Annotated in this window: 23 protein-coding genes; 12 read left to right on the top strand and 11 right to left on the bottom strand. The window is 65.0% G+C overall.

Annotation, left to right across the window (positions count from 1 at the left end):
- Nucleotides 1-50: 50 nt before the first annotated feature.
- Nucleotides 51-1,028: a TerC family protein gene (locus IEX32_RS16170; protein WP_188772583.1), complete on the bottom strand. Its 978-nt coding sequence runs from the start codon at nucleotides 1,026-1,028 to the stop codon at nucleotides 51-53.
- A gap of 74 nt (nucleotides 1,029-1,102) precedes the next feature.
- Nucleotides 1,103-1,285: a DUF465 domain-containing protein gene (locus IEX32_RS16165; RefSeq protein ID WP_188772582.1), complete on the bottom strand. Its 183-nt coding sequence runs from the start codon at nucleotides 1,283-1,285 to the stop codon at nucleotides 1,103-1,105.
- A 313-nt stretch (nucleotides 1,286-1,598) separates the two neighbouring features.
- Between IEX32_RS16165 and IEX32_RS16160 the strand changes: the two genes are divergently transcribed.
- A complete protein-coding gene (locus tag IEX32_RS16160; protein WP_188772581.1) occupies nucleotides 1,599-2,552 on the top strand; it encodes a right-handed parallel beta-helix repeat-containing protein in 954 nt (317 codons plus the stop codon).
- A 5-nt stretch (nucleotides 2,553-2,557) separates the two neighbouring features.
- Here IEX32_RS16160 and ribA read toward each other — a convergent pair whose 3' ends face one another.
- The 7 genes from ribA to IEX32_RS16125 form a co-directional block, all read right to left on the bottom strand.
- Nucleotides 2,558-3,676 (bottom strand): GTP cyclohydrolase II, encoded by a 1,119-nt coding sequence (gene ribA, locus IEX32_RS16155; protein WP_188772580.1) that lies wholly within the window; start codon nucleotides 3,674-3,676, stop codon nucleotides 2,558-2,560.
- Nucleotides 3,625-4,416, bottom strand: coding sequence for an exodeoxyribonuclease III (locus IEX32_RS16150; RefSeq protein ID WP_188772579.1), 792 nt, complete (start codon nucleotides 4,414-4,416; stop codon nucleotides 3,625-3,627). The genes ribA and IEX32_RS16150 overlap by 52 nt, the downstream gene beginning before the upstream one ends.
- 319 nt (nucleotides 4,417-4,735) lie before the next feature.
- Nucleotides 4,736-5,392: a LolA family protein gene (locus tag IEX32_RS16145; RefSeq protein WP_229736422.1), complete on the bottom strand. Its 657-nt coding sequence runs from the start codon at nucleotides 5,390-5,392 to the stop codon at nucleotides 4,736-4,738.
- Between the two features lie 42 nt (nucleotides 5,393-5,434).
- Nucleotides 5,435-5,602 carry a 50S ribosomal protein L33 gene (rpmG, locus tag IEX32_RS16140; protein ID WP_054945942.1) on the bottom strand — a complete coding sequence of 56 codons (168 nt, stop codon included), beginning with the start codon at nucleotides 5,600-5,602 and terminating at the stop codon, nucleotides 5,435-5,437.
- Between the two features lie 136 nt (nucleotides 5,603-5,738).
- The gene (gene ppk2 / locus IEX32_RS16135; RefSeq protein ID WP_188772578.1) at nucleotides 5,739-6,533 is read right to left on the bottom strand and encodes a polyphosphate kinase 2; all 795 of its coding nucleotides are present in this window, start codon (nucleotides 6,531-6,533) and stop codon (nucleotides 5,739-5,741) included.
- A gap of 6 nt (nucleotides 6,534-6,539) precedes the next feature.
- On the bottom strand, nucleotides 6,540-7,352 hold the full coding sequence (locus tag IEX32_RS16130) for an undecaprenyl-diphosphate phosphatase (RefSeq protein WP_188772577.1): 813 nt from the start codon (nucleotides 7,350-7,352) through the stop codon (nucleotides 6,540-6,542).
- Between the two features lie 110 nt (nucleotides 7,353-7,462).
- On the bottom strand, nucleotides 7,463-8,494 hold the full coding sequence (locus tag IEX32_RS16125) for a chemotaxis protein CheB (protein ID WP_188772576.1): 1,032 nt from the start codon (nucleotides 8,492-8,494) through the stop codon (nucleotides 7,463-7,465).
- A gap of 205 nt (nucleotides 8,495-8,699) precedes the next feature.
- On the opposite strand from IEX32_RS16125, the gene IEX32_RS16120 reads away from it, so the two are divergent.
- The 10 genes from IEX32_RS16120 to IEX32_RS16075 are packed head-to-tail and all read left to right on the top strand — an operon-like array spanning nucleotide 8,700 to nucleotide 15,604.
- Complete coding sequence (locus IEX32_RS16120; protein WP_188772575.1) at nucleotides 8,700-8,858, top strand: hypothetical protein; 159 nt, start codon at nucleotides 8,700-8,702, stop codon at nucleotides 8,856-8,858.
- A gap of 11 nt (nucleotides 8,859-8,869) precedes the next feature.
- Nucleotides 8,870-9,118: an STAS domain-containing protein gene (locus IEX32_RS16115; RefSeq protein ID WP_188772574.1), complete on the top strand. Its 249-nt coding sequence runs from the start codon at nucleotides 8,870-8,872 to the stop codon at nucleotides 9,116-9,118.
- An 8-nt stretch (nucleotides 9,119-9,126) separates the two neighbouring features.
- Complete coding sequence (locus IEX32_RS16110; RefSeq protein WP_188772573.1) at nucleotides 9,127-11,316, top strand: chemotaxis protein CheA; 2,190 nt, start codon at nucleotides 9,127-9,129, stop codon at nucleotides 11,314-11,316.
- The gene (locus tag IEX32_RS16105; protein ID WP_188772572.1) at nucleotides 11,313-12,182 is read left to right on the top strand and encodes a CheR family methyltransferase; all 870 of its coding nucleotides are present in this window, start codon (nucleotides 11,313-11,315) and stop codon (nucleotides 12,180-12,182) included. The genes IEX32_RS16110 and IEX32_RS16105 overlap by 4 nt, the downstream gene beginning before the upstream one ends.
- Entirely contained in the window at nucleotides 12,179-13,204 is a 1,026-nt protein-coding gene (locus IEX32_RS16100; protein ID WP_188772571.1) for a protein-glutamate methylesterase/protein-glutamine glutaminase, read from the top strand. Before IEX32_RS16105 ends, IEX32_RS16100 begins: the two co-directional genes overlap by 4 nt.
- A 2-nt stretch (nucleotides 13,205-13,206) precedes the next feature.
- The gene (locus IEX32_RS16095; protein WP_188772570.1) at nucleotides 13,207-13,764 is read left to right on the top strand and encodes a chemotaxis protein CheD; all 558 of its coding nucleotides are present in this window, start codon (nucleotides 13,207-13,209) and stop codon (nucleotides 13,762-13,764) included.
- Between the two features lie 16 nt (nucleotides 13,765-13,780).
- Nucleotides 13,781-14,152: a response regulator gene (locus IEX32_RS16090; protein WP_188772591.1), complete on the top strand. Its 372-nt coding sequence runs from the start codon at nucleotides 13,781-13,783 to the stop codon at nucleotides 14,150-14,152.
- Between the two features lie 41 nt (nucleotides 14,153-14,193).
- Complete coding sequence (locus IEX32_RS16085) at nucleotides 14,194-14,634, top strand: chemotaxis protein CheW (protein WP_188772569.1); 441 nt, start codon at nucleotides 14,194-14,196, stop codon at nucleotides 14,632-14,634.
- Between the two features lie 32 nt (nucleotides 14,635-14,666).
- Nucleotides 14,667-14,963: a hypothetical protein gene (locus tag IEX32_RS16080; RefSeq protein WP_229736421.1), complete on the top strand. Its 297-nt coding sequence runs from the start codon at nucleotides 14,667-14,669 to the stop codon at nucleotides 14,961-14,963.
- 38 nt (nucleotides 14,964-15,001) lie between these two features.
- Entirely contained in the window at nucleotides 15,002-15,604 is a 603-nt protein-coding gene (locus IEX32_RS16075) for a DUF938 domain-containing protein (RefSeq protein ID WP_188772568.1), read from the top strand.
- Here IEX32_RS16075 and IEX32_RS16070 read toward each other — a convergent pair.
- A complete protein-coding gene (locus tag IEX32_RS16070) occupies nucleotides 15,585-16,943 on the bottom strand; it encodes an MATE family efflux transporter (protein ID WP_229736420.1) in 1,359 nt (452 codons plus the stop codon). The two genes, IEX32_RS16075 and IEX32_RS16070, sit on opposite strands and share 20 nt — an antisense overlap.
- A gap of 457 nt (nucleotides 16,944-17,400) precedes the next feature.
- Nucleotides 17,401-17,871, bottom strand: coding sequence for an Lrp/AsnC family transcriptional regulator (locus IEX32_RS16065; RefSeq protein WP_188772567.1), 471 nt, complete (start codon nucleotides 17,869-17,871; stop codon nucleotides 17,401-17,403).
- 97 nt (nucleotides 17,872-17,968) lie between these two features.
- On the opposite strand from IEX32_RS16065, the gene putA reads away from it, so the two are divergent.
- A complete protein-coding gene (putA, locus tag IEX32_RS16060) occupies nucleotides 17,969-21,577 on the top strand; it encodes a trifunctional transcriptional regulator/proline dehydrogenase/L-glutamate gamma-semialdehyde dehydrogenase (RefSeq protein ID WP_188772566.1) in 3,609 nt (1,202 codons plus the stop codon).
- The last annotated feature ends 195 nt before the right edge of the window (nucleotides 21,578-21,772 follow it).

Below are 21,772 nucleotides of genomic sequence, written 5' to 3'. Positions count from 1 at the left end.
GACGAGCCCTAGCCGTGCCGATGGCCACCTGTACACATCGATTTCCCGCGCTACGTGGCTCGTTCCTCCCGGCGCGTGGCCCAGAGCGACCAGATCACGCCGCCCGCGATCAGGGCCAGGGTGACGCCAAGGCTCACAAGGGGCGGAAACTTGGCCCCGCCCAGGACGAAGTCAGCCACGAAGATCTTGGCGCCGATGAACACCAGCACCGCAGCCAGCCCGTACTTGAGGTAGTGGAACCGGTGCACCATCGCCGCCAAGGCGAAATAAAGGGCGCGGAGGCCCAGGATCGCCATGATGTTCGAGGTATAGACGATGAAAGTGTCTCTCGTGATCGCGAAGATCGCCGGCACCGAATCCACCGCGAACACGAGATCGGCGAAATTGATCACGACGAGCGCAAGAAACAGCGGCGTAGCCGCGTGCACCATCCTGCCGGTGGCGTCGGGCACTTTCACGAAAAAGTGCGACCCGTGGTGTTCCTGCGTTACCCGCATGTGCCGCGAAATCCAGCGGACAGCCCGGTTTCTGCCGATGTCAGGCGCGTCCTCGCCCGTAAAGAACATCTTGAAGCCGGTGAAAATCAGGAACGCCGCGAAGACGTACATGATCCAGTATGCAGACGCGAGGAGCGCCGCGCCGCCCGCGATCATCAAGCCGCGCAGTACGATGACCGCCAGAATGCCCCACAGCAGCGCCCGGTACTGGTACTTGGGCGCGATGCAGAAGAAGCCGAAGATCAACGAAATGACGAAGACGTTGTCGATCGAGAGCGCCTTTTCGATGAAGTATCCGGTGAAATACTCCATTCCGGACTCGGCACCCTTCTGGACCCAGACCCATACGCCGAAGAGCATGGCTACGGCGATGTAGAAGATCGAAAGGCGGATGGATTCGGCAATGCCCATCTCCTTGTCTTCCTTGTGCAGGAAGCCGAGATCGAAGGCGGTGAGAAGAAAGACCACGCCGAGAAAGCTCAGCCAGAACCAGGCTGGAGTGCCCAGCCAGTCAGCGAACAGGATATCCATGGGATGCACCTGGCAGGAGGAGGCAGGGTGCGCCGGCGCGCAAACTATTTGGGGGGCCACGCGCCGGCGCTGGGTTACAGACCCGGTAAACCGGCAACGGGGGGTGTTTGCCGGACCAGTCTGTCCCTGATGCGAGCCTTCCTCTTTTTCAGGCTGGCAATCTTGTACGGATCGGCGAAGCGCCTGCTTTGTGCGATGCGTAGCAGGGAATCGAGGCGCTGATGGCGCTCGAGCAGGAGAAAAATGCGTTCGGTCATGTCAAATCCCTATCGAACAAGCTTTTGGTTCGATCGGAGAGCCGATGCAAAATTCGAAATAGCCGGAGCGTTTGGAGGGTCTCAAACGGCCACCGGATCCTGCATCGGTTTCACCCGATGCGGTCCGACATCACGTGGCGCCGGCCTGCAGGTGCCAGGCACCGTCAAGCTTGCGCCGCGCCAGAGGGGCCCGGCCCGCAGCAACCATGGTAGGACCGAATCGGTCCACATTCAACCTGCTATCGACGATCACTGAGGCGAGGCCGACCGGGCGGTTTGCGCGATCTTAACCGTCACGCCCTATCAGGGCTCCATGCGTAGCACGACCAGACTTCTCGCCACTTTCGCCGTGATCGGCGGCACAGCCCTTCCCGCGTCCCTTTCGCTGGGCCAGGCCGCCCCGCCGTATACCGTGGAGGAAACCGGCCGCAGCTATGCGAGGTTGCAGGACGCAGTGGACGCCATCGGCACTGGTCGCGGTACGATTGTTTTCGCGCCCATGCGCTTTGCCGACTGCGCCGTACAGGCCGAGGGAGAGGTTACCTACAAGGCGCGGGTTCCCGGTCAGGCCGTACTCGACGGAGTGGCCTGCGAGGACAAGGCAGCGCTGGTCCTGCGCGGACGCAGCGCGCGCGTCGAGGGGATGGTCTTCGCCAATATCCGTGTGGCGGACAAGAACGGGGCGGGCATCCGGCTCGAGGGCGGCGACCTGGCGGTCTCGCAAAGCTGGTTCCGCGATAGCGAGCAGGGGCTGCTCACGGCGGATAACCCGGACGGCACCATAACGATCGACAAATCCACATTCACCCGGCTCGGCACGTGCGAGGGCGGCGGTGGCTGCGCCCATTCGATCTATGTCGGCAACTACGGCGCACTGACCGTCACTCGCAGTCGCTTCGAGGCCGGCGCCGGCGGACACTACGCTAAGAGCCGGGCCGCGCGCGTCGCCATTCTCAACTCCAGCTTCGACGATACGCGCGGGCGCGGCTCCAATTACATGATCGATCTGCCCGACGGCGCCACCGGCCGGATCGCGGAGAACTGGTTCGTGCAGGGGCGCGACAAGGAGAATTACTCGGCCTTCATCGCCGTCGCCGCCGAGCACCGCTATCACAGCTCACAGGGGCTGCAGATCGAGAACAACGATGCCCGCTTCGCGCCCGGGATCGATCGCAGGAGCGCCTTCGTCGCCGACTGGTCGGGAGATACCCTGAGCCTCTCCGGGAACACGCTGGGGGCAGGGCTGGTCCGCTACGAGAGACGCTGAAAGCGTCAGAGAATATGGCCGGTTCGGTCGCGCTTGGTCGTCAGGTAGCGTTCGTTGTGCGGGTTGGGCGGCAGGCTGTGGGGCACGCGCTCGGCCACGGTGACGCCCACCGCCTCCAGCGCGGCGACTTTGGCCGGATTGTTCGTCATCAGCCGGATCGCATGAACGCCGAGCAGTTCCAGCATGCGCGCCGCCGTGGGAAAATCGCGCGCCTCCGTAGGCAGGCCGAGGCGGTTGTTGGCGTCGACCGTATCGAAGCCCTGGTCCTGCAGCCGATAGGCACGCAGCTTGTTGATGAGGCCGATGCCGCGCCCTTCCTGGCGCATGTAGAGCAGCACGCCCCAGCCGCCGGCGCCGGCCTCGTCCGCCATCGCGTGAAGCGAGGCATCGAGCTGCGGGCCGCAATCGCACTTGAGGCTGCCGAGGATGTCACCGGTCAGGCATTCGGAGTGGAGCCGGACCAGTGGCGCCCGCTCGCCGGCCTGCGCGCCGATCACCAGTGCGACATGTTCACGCAGATCGTCGATGGAACGGAAGGCCACGATCTCCGTATCTTCGCAGGCCGCAACCGGCAGGCGCGCGCGTGAGGCTATGGCGAGACGGCTGGTATCCTTCCAGCCTGCGAGATCCTCGGATGATACGTCCTGAACGTCTCCATCCATTTCCGGAGCAACGAGGAAGGCGGGGAGGATGCCGGCCAGCCGCGCCAGTTCCATGGCGGTTCGCGCGGCTTCGGGATCGTCGATGTGCTCGGCGGCAAACGGCCCCTTCATGGGGTAGCGCAGGTCGAGTGCCGGATCGGCGACGGCTCGGGCGGTTTCCAGATCGAACGGATCGGCGGCGCGGATCAGTACCGGCGCTTCGGGAATCGCCGCTTCGCGCTGGTTGGCAAGCTTGAGCGTCACCGCGCGCGCGGCGGAGATCAGCATGCGCGGCGCGGTCACGCCGGGTGCGAATCCGGTCTCGGCGGGAAGCAGAACCGGTCCCCGGCCAACGCGAATTGGCCAGCCGTGCCGCAGGGCATCCAGCGCAAGGGCGACCCGGCGCGGGGCAGGGGAGGGGCGTTTCCTGCTCAGATCTCGAGTTCCGTAATCAGCGGCACATGGTCGCTTGGCTGCTCCCATCTGCGTGTTTCCTCGACGAAGCGATGCGCTCTCGCCTGACGGGCCAGGTCCGGAGAGGCCCACATGTGGTCCAGCCGGCGACCCTGATCCTTCTGGCGCCAGTAGCTGCGGTAGGACCACCACGAATAATTGCGTTCCGGCGCCGGGATGAATTCGCGGCCCAGGTCGACCCAGCCGTGTGCGTCCTTGAAGCGGTCTAGCGTCTCGACTTCCATCGGCGTGTGGCTGACGACCTTGAGGAGCGCCTTGTGGTCGTAAACGTCGCAATCGAGCGGGGCGATGTTGAAATCGCCGACGATCATCGTCGGGCGGTCGATCGCGTCGGCCCATCTTGTCATGCGTCCGATGAAGTCGAGTTTCTGGCCGAACTTGGGATTGAGTCCGCGATCGGCAACGTCGCCGCCGGCGGGAATATAGACGTTTTCGAGCACCATGCCCTGGCCCGCGCCGAGCAATTCGATGCCGACGTGGCGGGCCTCGCCATTGTCCTGCCAGTCGTGCCGGCTGAATTCGCGAAACGGCACGCGGCTTACCGTCGCGACGCCGTGGTAGCCCTTCTGGCCGTGGACGGCACGGTGCGTGTAGCCCAGCTTCTCGAACGCCTCGTGCGGGAAGAGATGTTCGGCGACCTTGATCTCCTGCAGGCAGAGAACGTCCGGCGCATGCTCGGTCAGGAAGCGCCCGACCTGATCGATGCGCAGGCGGACGGAATTGATGTTCCAGGTGGCAATCTTGAGCATGTGAGCGCTTTAGGGGGGGCGTGCCGGAATTGCCAGAGCCGCACGCGTCGTTCCCGCGTTCGCGGCGATGACGCCGACACGGTTGCCGGGACATGGAAAACCCTCGACCCGGGGGCAAGGGGTCGAGGGTTCCATAAGCGTTCGTCACGCTAAGTCAGAAGGGCCATGCGGAGGCGTGGGCAACAGGGGGGAAACCCGCCTCGAGCCGCTCTGACAAGTTCAATGTAGGGGCGGTTGGCTTGCTGCCAAGTGAACGAAATTCAGGAAAATGTCGCAGATTGTCGCAAGCGGCGCACATGGAGCGACAAGGTGTTGTTTCCTATCGACGGACCCGCGGGCGCGGATCGGTCCAGCGAAAGTCCTTGTCAGTGACAGGAACACCGTAGCGCTGGTTCTTGAGCTGGATTGTCGTGCGCTTGTTCTGCGAATCGAGCGCGACCCAGTAGGCCAGTTCGAGTCCCCCCGGCGCCGTGGCATCGCGGGTGAAGATCAGGGTGATGATCCCGTATTCGGGATGCTTGCTGTCGCGCACCTCGACGCTGACCACGTCGGGATTGCCGGTCGGCTTGATCGTGCCGTACCTCGCGACATCGCGCTTGGGATCGAGCAGGGCGCCCAGCGGGCTGTTGCTGATCGGCCAGCGCTGCACCTGATTGACGTCATAGTCGACCATGGTGAGCGCCTTGCCGTCGCTGACGATCAGCATGTTGACGCTTTTTTCGTACTGGAAACGAATCCGCCCCGGGCGCTTGAGCGTCAGAGTACCGGTCACCGATTGGCCGCTGCGATCGGTCTGGACGAAATCCGCCCGCATAGTCGAGATGCCGCGCAGGGCCTCGACGACCTGATTTAGCTGTGCCTTTTCCGATTGCGTGGCGGCCAGCGCCGGGGCGTTCGGAAATATAGCTGGAACGGCAAGCGCGGCCAAAGCGGCCGCGCCAGCACAGTTGCGAAGATTCATGCGAATGCGTGTCATGGCCATGCCTCTAGGTACACGGCCTTGAATGCTTCGTGAACCTTACTTGATCTTGGCTTCCTTGAACTCGACGTGCTTGCGCACGACGGGATCATACTTGCGGAAGCTCATCTTTTCGGTCGTGTTGCGCGGATTCTTCTTCGTGACATAGAAGAATCCGGTGTCGGCAGTGGAAACCAGCCGGATCTTGACGGTTGCGGGCTTCGCCATGGCGTGTTCCTGTAATCTCTTGTCTCAGCCGCCCTGGCGGCCGGCATGTTTTGTTGAAAACCATCGAGGGCGGTGCATGAGCGCCGCCCTTCAAGGTTGCGGCCCTTGCGTCAGCGGCGGCGCAAAGTCAAGCGTGTCAGTCCACCGGAAACGGCCTGATCGGGTCGAGAACGCCGAATTTTTCCTTCAAGGGCTCGTGATTGAGGGGCGGCATCTCCAGCGGCGGCGGTTCGACATGCGTATCCGGCAGGCGGTTTAGCAAATCGCGAATCAGTGTCAGCCTTCCGAGCTTCTGGTCGTTGAAATCCACCAGGGTCCAAGGCGCATGGGTAGTGTGCGTCGCTTCGAGCATCTCCTCACGCGCCTGCGTATAGGCGCCGTACTGGCTGCGCGCAGCAAGATCGACGGGCGACAGCTTCCAGCGCTTGAGCGGGTCCTCCAGCCGTTCGCACAGGCGCTCCTCCTGCTGTTCCTGATCGCAGGTGAGCCAGTACTTGAACAGCATGATGCCATCGTCGACCAGCATCTTCTCGAAGACAGGGGCATCACGCAGGAATGCCTGGACTTGCGCGGGCGTTGCATAGCCCATGATCTTCTCGACGCCGGCGCGGTTGTACCAGCTGCGGTCGAACAGGACGATCTCGCCCTTCGCCGGCAGGTGGGGCACGTAGCGCTGGAAGTACCATTGCCCCTGTTCGCGCTCACCGGGAGCGGCCAGCGCGGCGACGTGTACCTGGCGCGGATTGAGCGTAGCTGTGATCGCGTTTATCGCCCCGCCCTTGCCGGCAGTGTCGCGGCCTTCGAACAGAACGGCGATGCGCGCGCCGGTGGTGGCGGCCCAGCGGGCCATTCCCGCCAGTTCCTCTTCCATGGGCTCCAGCAGCTTTTCGTAGGCTTTGCGCCCCAGACTGCCTTTGCGCTTGCCGCCCATCGCGGGTCAGACTCGCGACAGGAGGAACAGCGCCAGCGCGCCGGCGGCGATGCGATACCAGGCGAAGGGGGCGAAACCGGACCTGCTGACGAAGGCCATGAACGCCTTGATCACCACCAGCGCCACCACGAAGGATACCACGAAGCCCACCGCGATCTCGTTCCAGCCCACCGGCCCGACGCCCGCGGCCAGTTTCTCGCGCGCGCCCCACAGTTCGAGCGTGGTGGCCCCCATCATCGTCGGGACCGCGAGGAAAAAGCTGAATTCGGCCGCCGTGCGGCGCTCTATGCCCATCGCCAGCGCGCCCATGATCGTCGCGCCCGAACGGCTGACGCCCGGCACCATGGAGAGGCATTGGACCAGCCCGACGCCGAGGCATTGCTTGGCGGGTAGCTCGGCGACACCGGTGAGCGGACCGGGCTTCGCGACTTTCTCGATCGCGAGAATCGCGATGCCGCCGGCGATCAGCGCCCAGGCGACGACGCTGGGCTGCCCCAGCAACTGGTCGATCAAATCCTTGAGTGCCAGGCCGATGATCGCGGATGGCAGAAAGGCGATCAGGACATTGCGCACGAATCGGATCGACATCGGTTCCAGGCGGAGCATTCCCCATCCCACAGCCCAGAAGGTGCGCCAGAACTGGACAATAACCGCCAGGATAGCGCCGAGCTGGATGACGATGTTGAACGTCGCCCACTGTCCGGCATCATAGCCGAACAGTTCGGTGGCGAGAATGAGATGCCCGGTCGATGAGACCGGCAGGAACTCGGTGAGGCCCTCGACTATGCCGAGGAGGATCGCGGTAAAGGTCAGGTCCATCGCGGCGCACCGAAGCCGCAGCGGCGTTGCAAGTCAAGACGGCGCGCGCTGCGATGCAGCAAATTTGGGGATATCGGCGCCCGGTCGTTGCCGGGATCAGCCGGTCCCGATCAGCCTTCGGCGCCGCAGTTGGCCAGCACGTCGGCCGCCAGGTCTTCCAGCTTCAGCTCGGCGTCGACCGCGCCGGCTTCGACTGCGGCGGCCGGCGCCTGCGGCACGGTCGCCGTGGTGCGGTCCTGCGCCAGCGTGCGGCAGCCGGCGGCCTGCAGCAGCTTGAGCCCTTTGGCGCCATCCTCGCCCATGCCGGTCAGCACCGCGCCGATGGTCGGCATGTTCCCGCGCGAGAGGGAGCCGAACAGCAGCGTCGCGGATGGGCGGAAGCCTTCGACCGGGTCGCGCTCGACCATGCGAAGCCTCGCGGGCGAACCCGGTTCGACGATGACGTGCTTGCCCGGATCGGACGCGATGTAGACCGTCCCCGAAGACAGTTCGGCGCCGTCGGTGGCCGCCTTGACGGCGCATGAGAAGTCCTTGTTCGCGCGCTCGATGAACATCTGCGCCAGCACGGGCTCGGTCTGCAGGATGATCACCGTCGGCGGGCAGTTCCTGGGATAGCGCGACAGCACTTCGGTCAGCGCGTCGACGCCGCCCATCGAGGCGCTGAACGCCGCGATCTTGCCGTTGCTGACATAGCCGCCGTCGTCACTTTTGGGACCGCGGTTGCGGGGCTTGTCGCGTACGTTCGAATTGGCCGCCGCGAGCACGATCTTGCCCAGCTTGCCGACGGTCTTGGCGAACTGCTCGGGCGTCGCCTTGAGGGGCTTGGGAAAGCACTCCACCGCACCCAGTTCAAAGGCCTTGAGGGAGGTTTCTGTGCCGCTCTGTGTCAAGCTGGAGAGCATGACCACCGGCAGCGGATTGGTCGTCATGATCTCCTCAAGGAACTCGATGCCGCTCATCCCCGGCATCTCGACGTCGAGCGTGACCACGTTCGGCATGAGTTCGGGGATGCGGTCCCGCGCCTCGGCGGCGTTCGCCGCCGTGCCGACGACGCGGACGTTCTTCGTTTGCTCCAACACGTCGCAGAACAGGGCGCGCATGGCCGCTGAATCGTCGACTACCAGAACGCGTGCCTCGTGCATGGGGGACCCTTTTCATTATCAGACCATCGATTGCCGCGACGGGTATCATGCTGGGTGCGATCAAACTCCTTAATCTCGCTACGGGCTTCGCCTGAGGCCGCCGCAAACCGCGTGTTCGGGATATCAAGGTTAACAACCGGGGAATTCGCCCGCTCTGGGTGGGGAACAGGTCGGTACGCCGGCCTTCGCAAGCGGGGAACATCGGATGCCGGGAGTGATCGAAGTCGACGCGCTGTTTACCATGCCGCGACGTTTGGTGGCCAAGCATCTGGAAACACTGGCGTATTACCCGGCGGCTAGGGGCAAATCCCAAGGCCGGACGACACCCGGCCTGAAGAGCGATGAGGTAACCAACGGCGAATGACTGGGGGCAACATGAACAGCATTACCTTGCCGGCGCGCTGCGACCGTGCCGCTACAGAAGCGCTCTGGCCCGAACTTGTCGCGGCGATGAGCGATGACCCGACCGCGATCGACGCTACCGGGGTGGAGCATGTCGGCCAGGCGATGCTGCAGCTTCTCGTGTCGGCACGGCGCAGCGGCGGCGGAGCGGTCATCACCGCCTCACCGCAGTTCAAGGAAGTCGCGGCCCTGACCGGCCTTACCTCAGAACTCTTCGAGTAGAGCAAGCCATGAGCCCCGAAGAAATCCAGCAGATCTTTTTCGCCGAATGCGAGGAATCGCTTGCCGCCGCCGAAAGCGGCCTGGCGGCCTGCAAGGCCGGCACGCATGACACAGACACGGTCAACGCCGTGTTCCGCGCCGTCCATTCCATCAAGGGCGGAGCCGGTGCTTTCGGCTATGCGGCGCTGCAAGGCTATACGCACACGTTCGAGACCCTGCTGTCCGACGTTCGTGAAGGCCTGGTGCCGATCGAGAACAAGCTCGTCGACCTTCTCCTGCGCGCGCTCGATACGCTTTCCGACCATGTCGAAGCGGCCCGCGAGGGCGGAGACGCACCCGGCGATGCATCGCTGATCGCGGAAATGGAAGCGTCGATGGCCGCCAACGCCGGTGCGCCGATTCCTGCCGCCGCGGAGGACGCGCAGCCGGAAGTGGCCGACATCGCGGAAGGCGAGGAGGATTTCGGACTCGATCTGGACGCTTTGCTCGATGATCTCACTGCCGATTTCAGCAAGCCGAACGAGGCGCCTGCCGCCGGCGAAAAGCGCTGGAAAGTGCATCTGCGCCCGCATGCCGGCGCGATGCGCAACGGCAGCGAGCCCATTCTCATGCTGCGCGAAATCGCGGCGCTGGGCGGCGAATGCGCGCACTGCGAGGTGTCACAGATTCCCCAACTCGACGGCTTCGATCCGGCTCAGGGGTATCTCGGCTGGACGTTCTCGATGCCGGAGAAAGTCGAGGAGACCGCGGTGCGCGAGATCTTCGATTTCATCGGCGAGGACTGCGCGCTGGCCTTCGGCGAGGACCAGGACATCCCGCCGCTGAAGATCGCGCAAAGCCCGCCGAGACCCGTCGCCAAGCCCGCGAGCGCGGCCACGGCCGGTGAACCGTCGCCTGCGGCCGATAGCGCGGTTCTATCCACGCCGGTCGAGCGTCCTCAGGCGCCGGAGGCGAAGGCCGACGACAAGGCCGCGCCCGCACCTGCGGCGGCCGCCGCTTCGACACCGGCTCCGCCGGCAGCAGGCCAGTCGATCCGTATCGACCTGTTCAAGCTCGATCGCCTGATCGATCTTGTGGGAGAACTCGTGATCGCGCAGGCCATGTTGGTGCAGCGGCTGGGCATGGCCGGGATTTCCGCGACCGAGGAACTCGCGCTTCTTGAAAGCCTGACGCGCGACATCCAGGAAAGCGCCATGTCGATCCGCGCGCAGCCGATCGGCAGCGTCTTCAGCCGGGTGCCGCGTATCCTGCGCGATCTTGCCTCCTCCACCGGCAAGCATGTGAAGCTGGAAGTTTCCGGTGAGAGTACCGAACTCGACAAGACCGTGGTCGAGCGTCTCGGCGAGCCGCTGACGCATCTCATCCGCAACGCCGTCGATCACGGCATCGAGAGCGCCGAAGACCGCATCGCCGCGGGCAAGGACCCGGAAGGCACGCTTACGCTTTCGGCCGAGCACCGCTCAGGCCGCATAGTCATCTCGATCGGCGACGACGGGGGCGGCATCAATCGGGAACGCGTGCTCGCCAAGGCGATCGAAAAGGGCATCGTCAGCCCTGACGTGCAGCTTTCAGCCGAAGAAATTGACAACCTCATCTTCGCGCCGGGCTTTTCGACCGCGCAGACCGTTTCGAACATTTCCGGCCGCGGCGTCGGCATGGATGTCGTACGCCAGAACGTGAAGGAACTCGGCGGACGCATCACTATCGAGAGCGCGCCGGGCAAGGGCACGAACTTTATCCTTACCTTGCCGCTGACTCTGGCAATCTCCGACGGCATGATCGTCAACGTCGGCGATCAGACGCTTGTCGTCCCTCTCGCGAATGTCGTGGAGAGCCTGCGTCCGGGGCAGGATGACGTTCAGGGCCTCGGCGTGAGCCGCGACATGCTCAACGTGCGCGGACGCTTCATACCGATCATCGCGCTGCGCAATGCGTTGGGCTGGAAGAGCGGCGCGCAAGCGCCCGAAGAGGGCGTGCTGATCGTCGTCGACACCGAGAGCGCCGGCCAGGCCGCGCTGCTGGTTGACGACATCTGCGATCAGCGCCAGTTCGTCATCAAGAGCCTCGCGACGAACTTCCGTCCGGTCGACGGCGTGGCCGGGGCGACGATCCTGGGCGACGGGCGCGTGGCGCTGATTCTCGATGTCGACGGCCTTGTCGCCTGCGCACTGCCCGGCATGGAGCGGCAGGCCGCATGAGCGTGTCGTCCGCCTTGTCCAAGTCGATCCCCGGCGTCAGCCCTGACATCTACAGTGCCGCTGACTTCGCGAAAGTGGCTGAACTCGTCTACGGCGCAGTCGGCATAGTGCTGCCCGAAGGCAAGGCGATGCTGGTCTATTCGCGCCTTGCGCCGCTGGTGCGCGAAGCAGGCTGCGTGACCTTCTCCAGTTATATCGAGAGGTTGCGCACGGACAGCGACGAAATGAGCCGCGCGATGGCGTCGCTGACCACCAATCACACCTTCTTCTACCGCGAGGCGCATCATTTCGAACACCTGCGTGACGAGGTTCGTCCTCGTCTGGTGGCCAAGCTGGACGAACGCCAGCCCGTGCGCCTGTGGTCGGCGGGGTGCTCGAGCGGGGAAGAGACCTGGTCGATCATGATGACCATGCTCGGGCAGGACCGGGCGGCGGGCGTCAACCTGACCCGCAAGGACCTGCGCGTCCTGGCGAGCGACATTGCACCTCATGCGATCCGCAAGGCCGAGGCCGGCATCTATTCCGAGAATGAACTCAAGCGCATGCCCGAAGCGCTGCGCAAGGCGTGGACACAGGACAAGGACGGCGAAGTCTCGATGACCGACGCGATCCGCTCGATCGTACGCTTTCGCCTGCTCAACCTTCACGGCGAGTGGCCGATGAAGGGCAGATTCGACGTGATCTTCTGTCGCAACGTGATGATCTATTTCGACAATCCCACCAAGGAACGTCTCGTCCAGCGCTTCTACGACGCGCTGCTTCCGGGCGGATATCTCTACATCGGTCATTCCGAGCGCGTCACCGGTCCGGCGGCGGAACGGCTGCAACTCGTCGGGCCGACGATCTACAGGCGGAGGGTGGCATGACGATCCGGGTTCTCATCGTCGACGATTCCGCGACCATGCGCGCGATCCTGATGTCGCGCCTGCGCGAGCAGCCTGACATCGATGTCGTCGGCACGGCGTCGAACGCGGCCGAAGGGCGCGAGATGATCAAGCGGCTCGATCCCGATGTCGTCACGCTGGACATCGAGATGCCGGGCATGAACGGGCTCGATTTCCTTGAGAAGATCATGACCCTGCGACCCACGCCGGTCATCATCGTTTCCGGCTCCACGCAGGAAGGTAACGAGGTCACGGCCCGCGCGCTCGCGCTTGGCGCGGTCGATTGCTATTCGAAATACGATCCTTCCGGAAAGCTAGCGCTGGAGGACAGCGGACGCCTGGGGGCCCTGATCCGCCAGGCCGCGCAAGTGCGCTATCGCCAGCCGGCCAGGTCGGCGCCGTCCATGGCCGAGCAGAGCCGCCGCTCGATCCGGCGCGACACCCGGCTGATCGCCATAGGCTCCTCAACCGGCGGCGTGGAGGCGCTGCAGGTGCTCCTGCGCGAATTCCCGCAGGACTGTCCGCCCACCGTGGTCGTGCAGCACGTCGATGCCCGCTACGCGGGCGCGATCGCCCGCACGCTGGATCAGGTCTGCCCCGCCAAGGTGGACGTGGCGGTCCATGACATGCCGCTGAAGCCGGGACACGTCTATCTCGCCGCTTCCCCGGGCCGTCACCTCACGGTCAAGGGGGCGGACACGCTCTATGCCAAGCTGCGCGCCGGAGATCCGGTCTCCGGCCACCTGCCCAGCGTCGATTCGCTGTTCCATTCGGTGGCCGAGTGCGTCGGCGGAGACGCGGTCGGAATTCTTCTGACCGGCATGGGGCAGGACGGCGCGAAGGGGCTGCTCGCGATGAGCAGGGCCGGCGCCCATACCATTGCCCAGGACGAGAGCACATGCATCGTGTTCGGCATGCCGCGCGCCGCCATCTCCCTGGGGGCGGCGGGCGTCGTTGCCCCTCTCGGCCGCATCGCGCATCACGCATTGAGCAAGGCGGCCTGACCATGGCCACTCTTGTCCATTCGCCCCCCGGCAACAGCGTACGGCTGACCGTGATGCAGGGGCAATTCAAGATCAGCGCCGGGCCGCGCGTCGAACTCAGCACCGTGCTTGGCAGCTGTGTTGCCACGTGCCTGTTCGACCCGGAGATCGAGCTGGGCGGCATGAACCATTTCCTCCTGCCCGAGCCGCCTGCTTCCCACAGTCGCGGCGAAGTGGACGTACACTACGGCGTTTACCTGATGGAAATGCTGATCAACGAAATGCTTGCCCACGGCGCTCACAAGAATCGCCTGCGCGCGCACCTTTATGGCGGGGCGAACATCCGTTCCGGCATGCAGCAGATCGGCACCGCCAACGCTGAGTTCGCCCGAAGTTTTCTCCTGCGCGAGCGGATAGAACTGGTCCGCGAGGACCTGGGTGGCGTTTGCGCGCGCAGGGTCGATTTCAGACCGGCTTCCGGAAGAGTCCGGTGCCGTACCGTCGCCGCTTCGGATGCACCCGAGGCTAAATCCCAACCCGTATTCAGCCAGGTACCGCGTGGCGAAGTCGAACTGTTCTGAAGAAATGAGGCATCCGATGTCCAGGACAACCCGAGTTCTTACTGTTGATGATAGCGCGTCGATGCGCGCCCTGCTCAACCATGCATTGACAAGCAACGGCTTTGCGGTGTCGCAGGCCGATGACGGCGTTTCGGCGCTGGAATGGCTTGCGGTCAACGAAGTCGATGTCGTGATAACCGACATCAATATGCCGCGGCTCGACGGCTTCGGCCTGATCGAGCAGGTACGTGGCGGAACCCGGCATCGCGACCGGCCGATCCTGGTGCTGACCACGGAGAGTTCCGACGAGAAAAAGGCCCGCGCCCGCGCCGCCGGAGCGACCGGGTGGATCGTCAAGCCGTTCGATACCGAAAAACTGGTCGCGGCGGTGCGCCGTGTCGCGCACTGATTCGGCTTTCAGTAGGCAATCGTTCAAGGAGGAACGAGGTTATGCATCGTGAACTGATCACTTTCGAACTTGCGGGCCAGATCTTCGCGCTGGACATCATGGCCATCCGCGAAATCCGCGCGTGGACCCCGGTGACGCCGCTGCCGCGCGTGCCGGACTATGTCGCCGGTGTCGTCAACCTGCGCGGCACGGTGCTGCCCGTGCTGGACCTTTCCGCGAGGCTCGGCTGGCCGGCGACCGAGGCCACCCCGCGCCACGCGATCATCGTCTGCCATGTGAATGGCCAGGCGCAGGGCCTCATCGTCGATTCGGTGAGCGACATTGTGGCGCTCGCCAGCGACAGCCTCCAGCCGCCGCCGACGACCGGAAACGACAGCGTCGTGCCGTTCCTCGAAGGGCTCGCCGCGATCGAGGACAAGATGGTCATGGTGCTCGACCTGCAGGCGCTGAGCGCTGAAGGCGAAGGTCTGCTGGCCGCCTGAACGCGATGAGACACGAACCGAAATTCCTTGCCATGGCCGAAGTGCTCAACGAACTCGGGGCCGAGGTGGAGGCGCTAGGGGAAGTGCTCTGTCGGGATTCGGGCTTCGTCGGCAAACATGTCCGCGAATTGCAGGCGATCGATCTGATCGCGCAGAAGCAGCGGGCGCTGGCTGCGATCCTCGCCGCCGGGTTCAGCGATCAGGAGATGCGGCGCATCAGCCTCGACGCCCTGCGCTCGCGCTTCAGCGGATTTATCGACGACAGCGTGGCCTGCGGCGAAGTGGTGACGGACAAGGCCAACGGGGAAAGCATGGGCCTCTGGGACTGAGGCTTGCGGCCCCGCTGACGTCCACCTAATCCCATGGCATGACCGACGCCCGACGCCATGCGCCCGCCACCGGCCGGAATCGCGACCCGATCCTTGCGGTGCTGCGCGAGGTGCTGCCGCCCGCCGGTCTCGTGCTCGAAGTTGCCAGCGGGACGGGTGAGCATGGCGTTCACTTCGCGCGCGGTCTTCCGGGTGTCGAGTGGCAGCCGTCCGACCCTGACCCCGACGCCCTGGCATCGATCGCGGCCTGGCGTGACGCCGAAGGACCGGCGAACCTCCTCGCCCCGGTCATGCTCGATGCGGCCGCGCCGGTCTGGCCGATTACCCAGGCCGACGCGGTGGTCTGCATCAACATGGTTCACATCAGTCCATGGGAGGCCACGCTCGGGCTGTTGGCCGGGGCAGGACGCATCCTGCCTTCCGGCGCGCGGCTCGTGACTTATGGGCCCTATCGGCGCGAGGGGTATCCGCTCGAGCCGAGCAATGCCGATTTCGACATGAGCCTGAAACTCCGCGACCCGCGCTGGGGCCTGCGCCTGCTCGAGGATGTCAGTGCGGCGGCGGAACGGCAGGGCCTTGCCTTCGAGCGGTTCGTGGAGATGCCCGCCAACAACCTGTGCGTCATCTATCGCAAGCGCTGAAGCTGCGTGAGGTCAGGCGCGGGAGAACGCCGAACTGCCCGGCCGCGCGGACGAGGAAGAATGCCGCGAAGGCGAGCCACAGCCCGTGGTTGCCCAGAGGCTCCAGCAGCCAGAGCAGCGTCACATAGGACGCCATGGCGACCGCCATCGTACCCAGCATGGCCCGCGTCCATCCGGCACCGATGAATACCCCGTCGAGAACGAACGATGCCACGCCCAGCAGCGGCAGCAGGGCTACCCAGAACACATATGTTCCGGACTCGGCCACGACATCGCTATCGGTGCTGAACCAGGCCGCGAGCCCGGCGCCGGTCAGCAGGTAGGCGCCGGTCAGGATGAGGCCGGTCAACCCGCCCCAGGCCAGTGCCGCCTTCACGGCCGCGACGAAGCGCTTGCGATCGCGCGCACCCCGGGCCTCTCCGCACAGCACTTGCGATGCGCTCTCGAAGCCGTCGAGAAGGAGGGTCGATAGCATGAAGAGCTGGAACAGGATGCCGTTTGCCGCCAGCGTTACAGGCCCCTGCTGCGCGCCGGTGCGGGCAAAGATGAGGATCGCCCCGGTGAGCAGCAAGGTGCGGACAAAAAGATCCCGGTTGAGCGCGAAGAGGCGAAGAAGCGCTTCCTGCTGCCATGTGATGCGCATTCGGATCGTCGCCCGGAATTCCCGCGCGGCAGGGTGACGCAAGACGATCGCGGCCAGCAGCGCGAACTTGAGCGCCTCCGAACTGACCGTCGCCACCGCGACGCCCGCCACGCCCCAGTGCGCGACCAGCACCAGCAGCAGGTCGAGCGCGATGTGGACGACATTCGCGGCGACCTCCACGACCAGCACCTGCCGCACCATCCGCTGACCGATGAGCCAGCCGATCAGCACGCAGTTTCCCAGCCAGATCGGCCCGGCCCAGTAGCGGATGGCGATGTACTCGGAGGCACCGGCGCGAACCCGGCCTTCGGCTTCCAGCAGGTCGAGCCCGAGGGGGATGGACCAGGGCATGGCGATCAGGAGCAGCGCGCCGATGGCCAGCGCGACGGCGAGCGCGCGGACCAGCGTTTCGGACTGGCCGGGGGTATCGCCGCGCCCGGCGCTCTGGGCCGTAAGCGCGACGGTGCTGGTGCGCAGGAAGTTGAAGACGTTGAGCAGCGCCATCATGTACTTGGCGCCCAGTTCCACCGCGCCCTGCGCCGGCGCATCGCCCAGTCGCCCGATTGCCCACATGTCGGCAATGCCGAACAGAGCCGTGGCGAAATTGGTCAGCATCGCGGGCAGTGCGATCGACCACAGCAGGCGGGAGGTGCTCTCTCGGGGTGCGCCGGCGGCAGGGGATGGAGGCGTGCTCACGGGACCGGTCAGTGCCGTCGCCGGGCAGCAAGGTCAATCGCCAGGAGACATCGGCGCACGCGAAGCGCGAATCGGAAGGCGAGGGCCGGGGCGAAACGGCGCCTTTTGCACCTGCGGCATCGCGATCTGATTCTTTGCTGCATCTGCGGGGAGCATCGTATGCACAACAACAGTGTTTGCATGGAAGTAAAACGGTTCCCCGCAAGAACACAGAGTTTCCGGTAAGAATTATGGTGTGCTGCGGTTGCGAAGAATCGGCGCGCCGGAGAAAGATTTTTCTCTCCCCGGCGCGCTCTCTCCCAACGCCGGCAAGACCAGAAATGGCCTTTCAGGAGCATATTGCAGAATTTCAGGGGCGTCGCAAAGCAGGAATTGTACGTATTCTTGCGCAGCGGGTCTTGAGTTGCATCAGAGCATCAGTCTCGCCTTGCGACGAGCGTCAGGCTGCAACCCTTCGCTAGCTGCTTGCGTCCTTCACCGTTTCCATCGCCACGAACGTGGAGGTACTGGCGACATGGGGCAGGCTCGAGATCTTCTCGCCGAGGACCATGCGGTACCGCCGGACGTCTGCGGTGCGCACCTTGAGCAGATAGTCGAAGCTGCTGGCGATCATGTGGCATTCCTCCACTTCAGGCAGTTCCCGCACCGCCGCGTTGAATGCGCTGAGGGCTTCCTCGCGCGTGTCGGAGAGTTTCACTTCGGTAAAGGCGACATGGTCGAGGCCGAGGCTGGCCGGATCGACCACGGCGCGAAAGCCACGAATGACGCCGGTATCGATCAGCTTGCGCATGCGGACCTGGCATGGGGTTTTCGATATGCCGACTTCCTTCGCAAGATCGGTCACCGTCATGCGTCCGTCCCGGCGCAGCGCGGCAATGATCTTCCGGTCGATATGATCCAGATCGACTGATTTGGAAGACTTATCCATCCATTGTTCCTGTAGATTTCTCAATATTTGGTTGAATAGGTCCATCATGATGCTTTGAAAAGTCGGAACGCCCGGCCTGTCTGCGCTATCATAGGGGATGGCCCGAACGCTTCCCTTTGCCGAATTCGCACCGCCCGTTCGTATGGCATCACCGCTGCGCGAGAGGATCACCTCGGCCTATCGCCGCAGCGAGCCCGAGTGCGTGGCGCCGCTGATCGGGGCGGCCAGCCTGCCCGGTTCGCTGCGCGAGCCGATCCGCGAGACCGCGACCCGGCTCGTCACCGCCCTGCGCGCGCATCGCAAGGGTACGGGCGTCGAGGCGCTGGTGCAGGAATACTCCCTGTCGAGCCAGGAAGGCGTCGCTCTCATGTGCCTTGCCGAGGCCCTGCTGCGCATTCCCGATAACGAGACGCGCGATGCCCTGATCCGCGACAAGATCGCCGAGGGTGACTGGAGCGGGCACCTCGGCGGCGACAAGTCGCTCTTCGTCAATGCCGCGACCTGGGGGCTGGTGGTGACCGGCAGGCTTGTTGGCAGCGTCGACGACGAGGGGCTTTCGGCGGCGCTTGCGCGGCTGGTGGCTCGCGCGGGCGAACCGGTGATCCGGCGCGGCGTGGACCTTGCCATGCGGATGATGGGCGAGCAGTTCGTGACCGGCGAGACGATTGCCGAGGCCCTGCGCTGCTCCCGCGAGTTGGAGGCGGCGGGATTCCGCTACAGCTACGACATGCTTGGCGAGGCGGCCGTGACGGCGGCCGATGCGGCGCGCTACCATGCCGACTACGAGAACGCGATCCACGCCATCGGCCGGGCGGCCGCCGGCAAGGGTGTCTACGAAGGGCCGGGCATCTCGATCAAGCTCTCTGCCCTCCACCCGCGTTACAGCCGCGCGCAGGCGGACCGCGTGATGGATGAGCTGCTGCCGCGCGTGAAGGCGCTGGCGCTGCTGTCGAAGCGCCACGACATCGGCTTCAACATCGACGCCGAGGAAGCCGACCGGCTCGAAATCTCGCTCGACCTGTTCGAAAGCCTCGCTCTCGATCCCGATCTGGCGGGGTGGGACGGCCTCGGATTCGTGGTGCAGGCCTATGGCAAGCGCTGTCCCTTCGTGATCGACTGGATAATCGATCTCGCGCGCCGCGCCGGACGGCGGATCATGATGCGCCTCGTCAAGGGAGCCTACTGGGACGCCGAGATCAAGCGCGCGCAAGTGGAGGGGCTGGTGGGCTTTCCGGTCTATACTCGCAAGGACCACACCGATGTCGCCTACATCGCCTGCGCCAGAAAGCTGCTGGCGGCGCCCGAGGCGGTGTTCCCGCAGTTCGCGACGCACAATGCCCAGACGCTGGCGACGGTCTATCATCTAGCCGGGCCGGATTTCACCGTCGGCCAGTACGAGTTCCAGTGCCTCCACGGCATGGGCGAGCCGCTTTACCGCCAAGTGGTCGGCAAGGCGAAGCTGGACAGGCCCTGCCGCATCTACGCCCCGGTCGGCACGCACGAAACGCTGCTGGCCTATCTTGTGCGCCGTTTGCTGGAAAACGGTGCGAATTCCTCCTTCGTCCACCGCATCGCCGACGCTTCCGTGCGGGTCGCGGAGATGGTGGCGGATCCGGTCGACCTGGTGCGCGCCATGCCGGTCCCCGGCGCCCCGCATGACCGGATCGCCCTGCCGCGCGATCTCTACCCGGCGCGCCGCAATTCCTTCGGAATCGACCTCAGCGACGAGCAGGCGCTTGCCGCACTTTCGGAGCAATTGCGCCGGTCGACCCGGCGCGACTGGTATGCTGTGCCCGAGGGCGGCGAAGGCGTGGCGCGCAAGGTCGTCAATCCGGGCGATCATCGCGACGTGATCGGTACAGTGGTCGAAGTGCAGCCGGAGGCGGCGGCTCTTGCCGTCACTCGCGCCGCGATGAGCGCGTGGCATGCGGTGTCGACATGCGAACGCGCGCGGATGCTGGAGCGCGCGGCGGACATGCTGCAGGATCGCATGCCAATGCTCATGGGGCTGATCATGCGGGAGGCGGGCAAGTCGGCCGCCAATGCCATTTCCGAAGTGCGCGAGGCGATCGATTTCCTGCGCTTCTATGCGGTGCAGGCCCGGGCGACGCTGGGGGTGGAGCAGAAGCCGCTCGGACCGGTGATCTGCATCAGCCCGTGGAACTTCCCGCTGGCGATCTTCACCGCGCAAGTCGCGGCCGCGCTGGTCGCCGGCAATCCGGTGCTCGCCAAGCCGGCGGAGGAAACCCCGCTGATCGCGGCGGAGGCGGTGCGGATCCTGCACGAGGCGGGCGTACCGGTCGACGCGCTGCAGTTCATGCCGGGCGACGGTAAACTCGGCGCCGCGCTGGTCGATGCGCCGGAAGTGGCGGCGGTGATGTTTACGGGCTCGACCGAAGTGGCGCGCCTGATCCAGCGCCAGCTTGCCCCGCGCCTATCGCAAGCGGGCAAGCCGATTCCGCTGATCGCCGAAACAGGCGGCCAGAATGCGATGATCGTCGATTCCTCGGCATTGGCCGAACAGGTCGTGGCCGACGTCATCACCTCGGCTTTCGACAGCGCGGGGCAGCGCTGCTCCGCGCTGCGCGTGCTGTGCCTGCAGGAGGAGATCGCCGAGCGCACACTGGGCATGCTCAAGGGCGCGCTGGCCGAACTCAGGGTCGGGAACACGGACCGTCTCGCGGTCGATATCGGGCCCGTCATCACCGCCGAGGCGCGCGACAACATCGCCGCCCATATCGAAGCGATGCGTGGCAGGGGGCATCATGTCGAACGGTCGGCGATGCCGATCGGTGCGGCGAACGGCACTTTCGTTGCCCCGACCATCATCGAAATCGATTCGATCGCGGATGTCGAACGCGAGGTCTTCGGGCCGGTGCTCCACGTGATCCGCTACCGCCGCGCCGACCTCGACAAGCTGATCGAACAGATCAATGGCACGGGATATGGCCTCACTTTTGGTCTGCACACGCGGCTCGACGGTACGGTGGCGCAAGTCGCTTCGCGGGTGAGGGCGGGCAATCTCTACGTCAATCGCAACATGATCGGCGCGATCGTCGGCGTGCAGCCTTTCGGTGGTCGCGGCCTGTCGGGCACCGGGCCGAAGGCGGGAGGGCCGCTCTACCTCGGCCGCCTGGTCGCACAGCCGCCGCAGGTCCTGCCGCCGTCGGGCAGGCCGGGGGCCTTGCTCGCGCCTTTCGCCGCCTGGCTCGAAGCGCAGGGTGAGGCCGCGGCGGCGAAACGGGCGCTGGAAATGGGGTCGGCCTCGGCGCTCGGTACGGAGCTGGCGCTGCCGGGGCCGGTCGGCGAACGCAATCTCTACGCGCTCCATCCGCGCGGCCGGATCCTGATACGCCCGCAGAGCCGGGAGGGCCAACTGGCACAGATGGCGGCGGTTCTCGCCACGGGCAATCGCGGCTTCGTCGAAGGGATGGAACTTCCGCGCGGACTGCCCGCCGCGATTGCCGAGGCATTCCGCGCCGTCCCCGGCGAACCTTTCGCGGCCGCCCTTGTCGAGGGGGGTGCCGACGCGATCAGGGCGGCGAGCGAAGCCGTGGCGGCGCTGCCGGGGCCAATCGTCCCGGTTTATGCTCCATTGCCGGAACGGGCTCTGGAATGGCCGCTCGATGCCTTGCTCGAGGAAGTCTCGACTTCGATCAACACCACGGCCGCCGGCGGCAATGCGAGCCTGATGATGATCGACTGAGACAGATCGAATATTCATCATGTGTGCGAGCGATGCTGCACAGCGGATTGCATGCAGGACTGTCTGTTCGTCGTTTTTGTTCGTTCCGCTTGTCGGATTGCGCGACAAGCCGGGAACTAATCGAAGGCTTTTCACTTGGCCACATAACGTGTACTCCGTTCGGATTAGCCCGACCTTGGGAGAGCGGATTGGGCA

The sequence above is a fragment of the Novosphingobium endophyticum genome, from assembly GCF_014640675.1.
Classification (GTDB): Bacteria; Pseudomonadota; Alphaproteobacteria; order Sphingomonadales; family Sphingomonadaceae; genus Novosphingobium; species Novosphingobium endophyticum.
The sequence above is the reverse complement of the archived record's forward strand: the minus strand, read 5'-3'. Positions and strand labels throughout refer to the sequence as shown.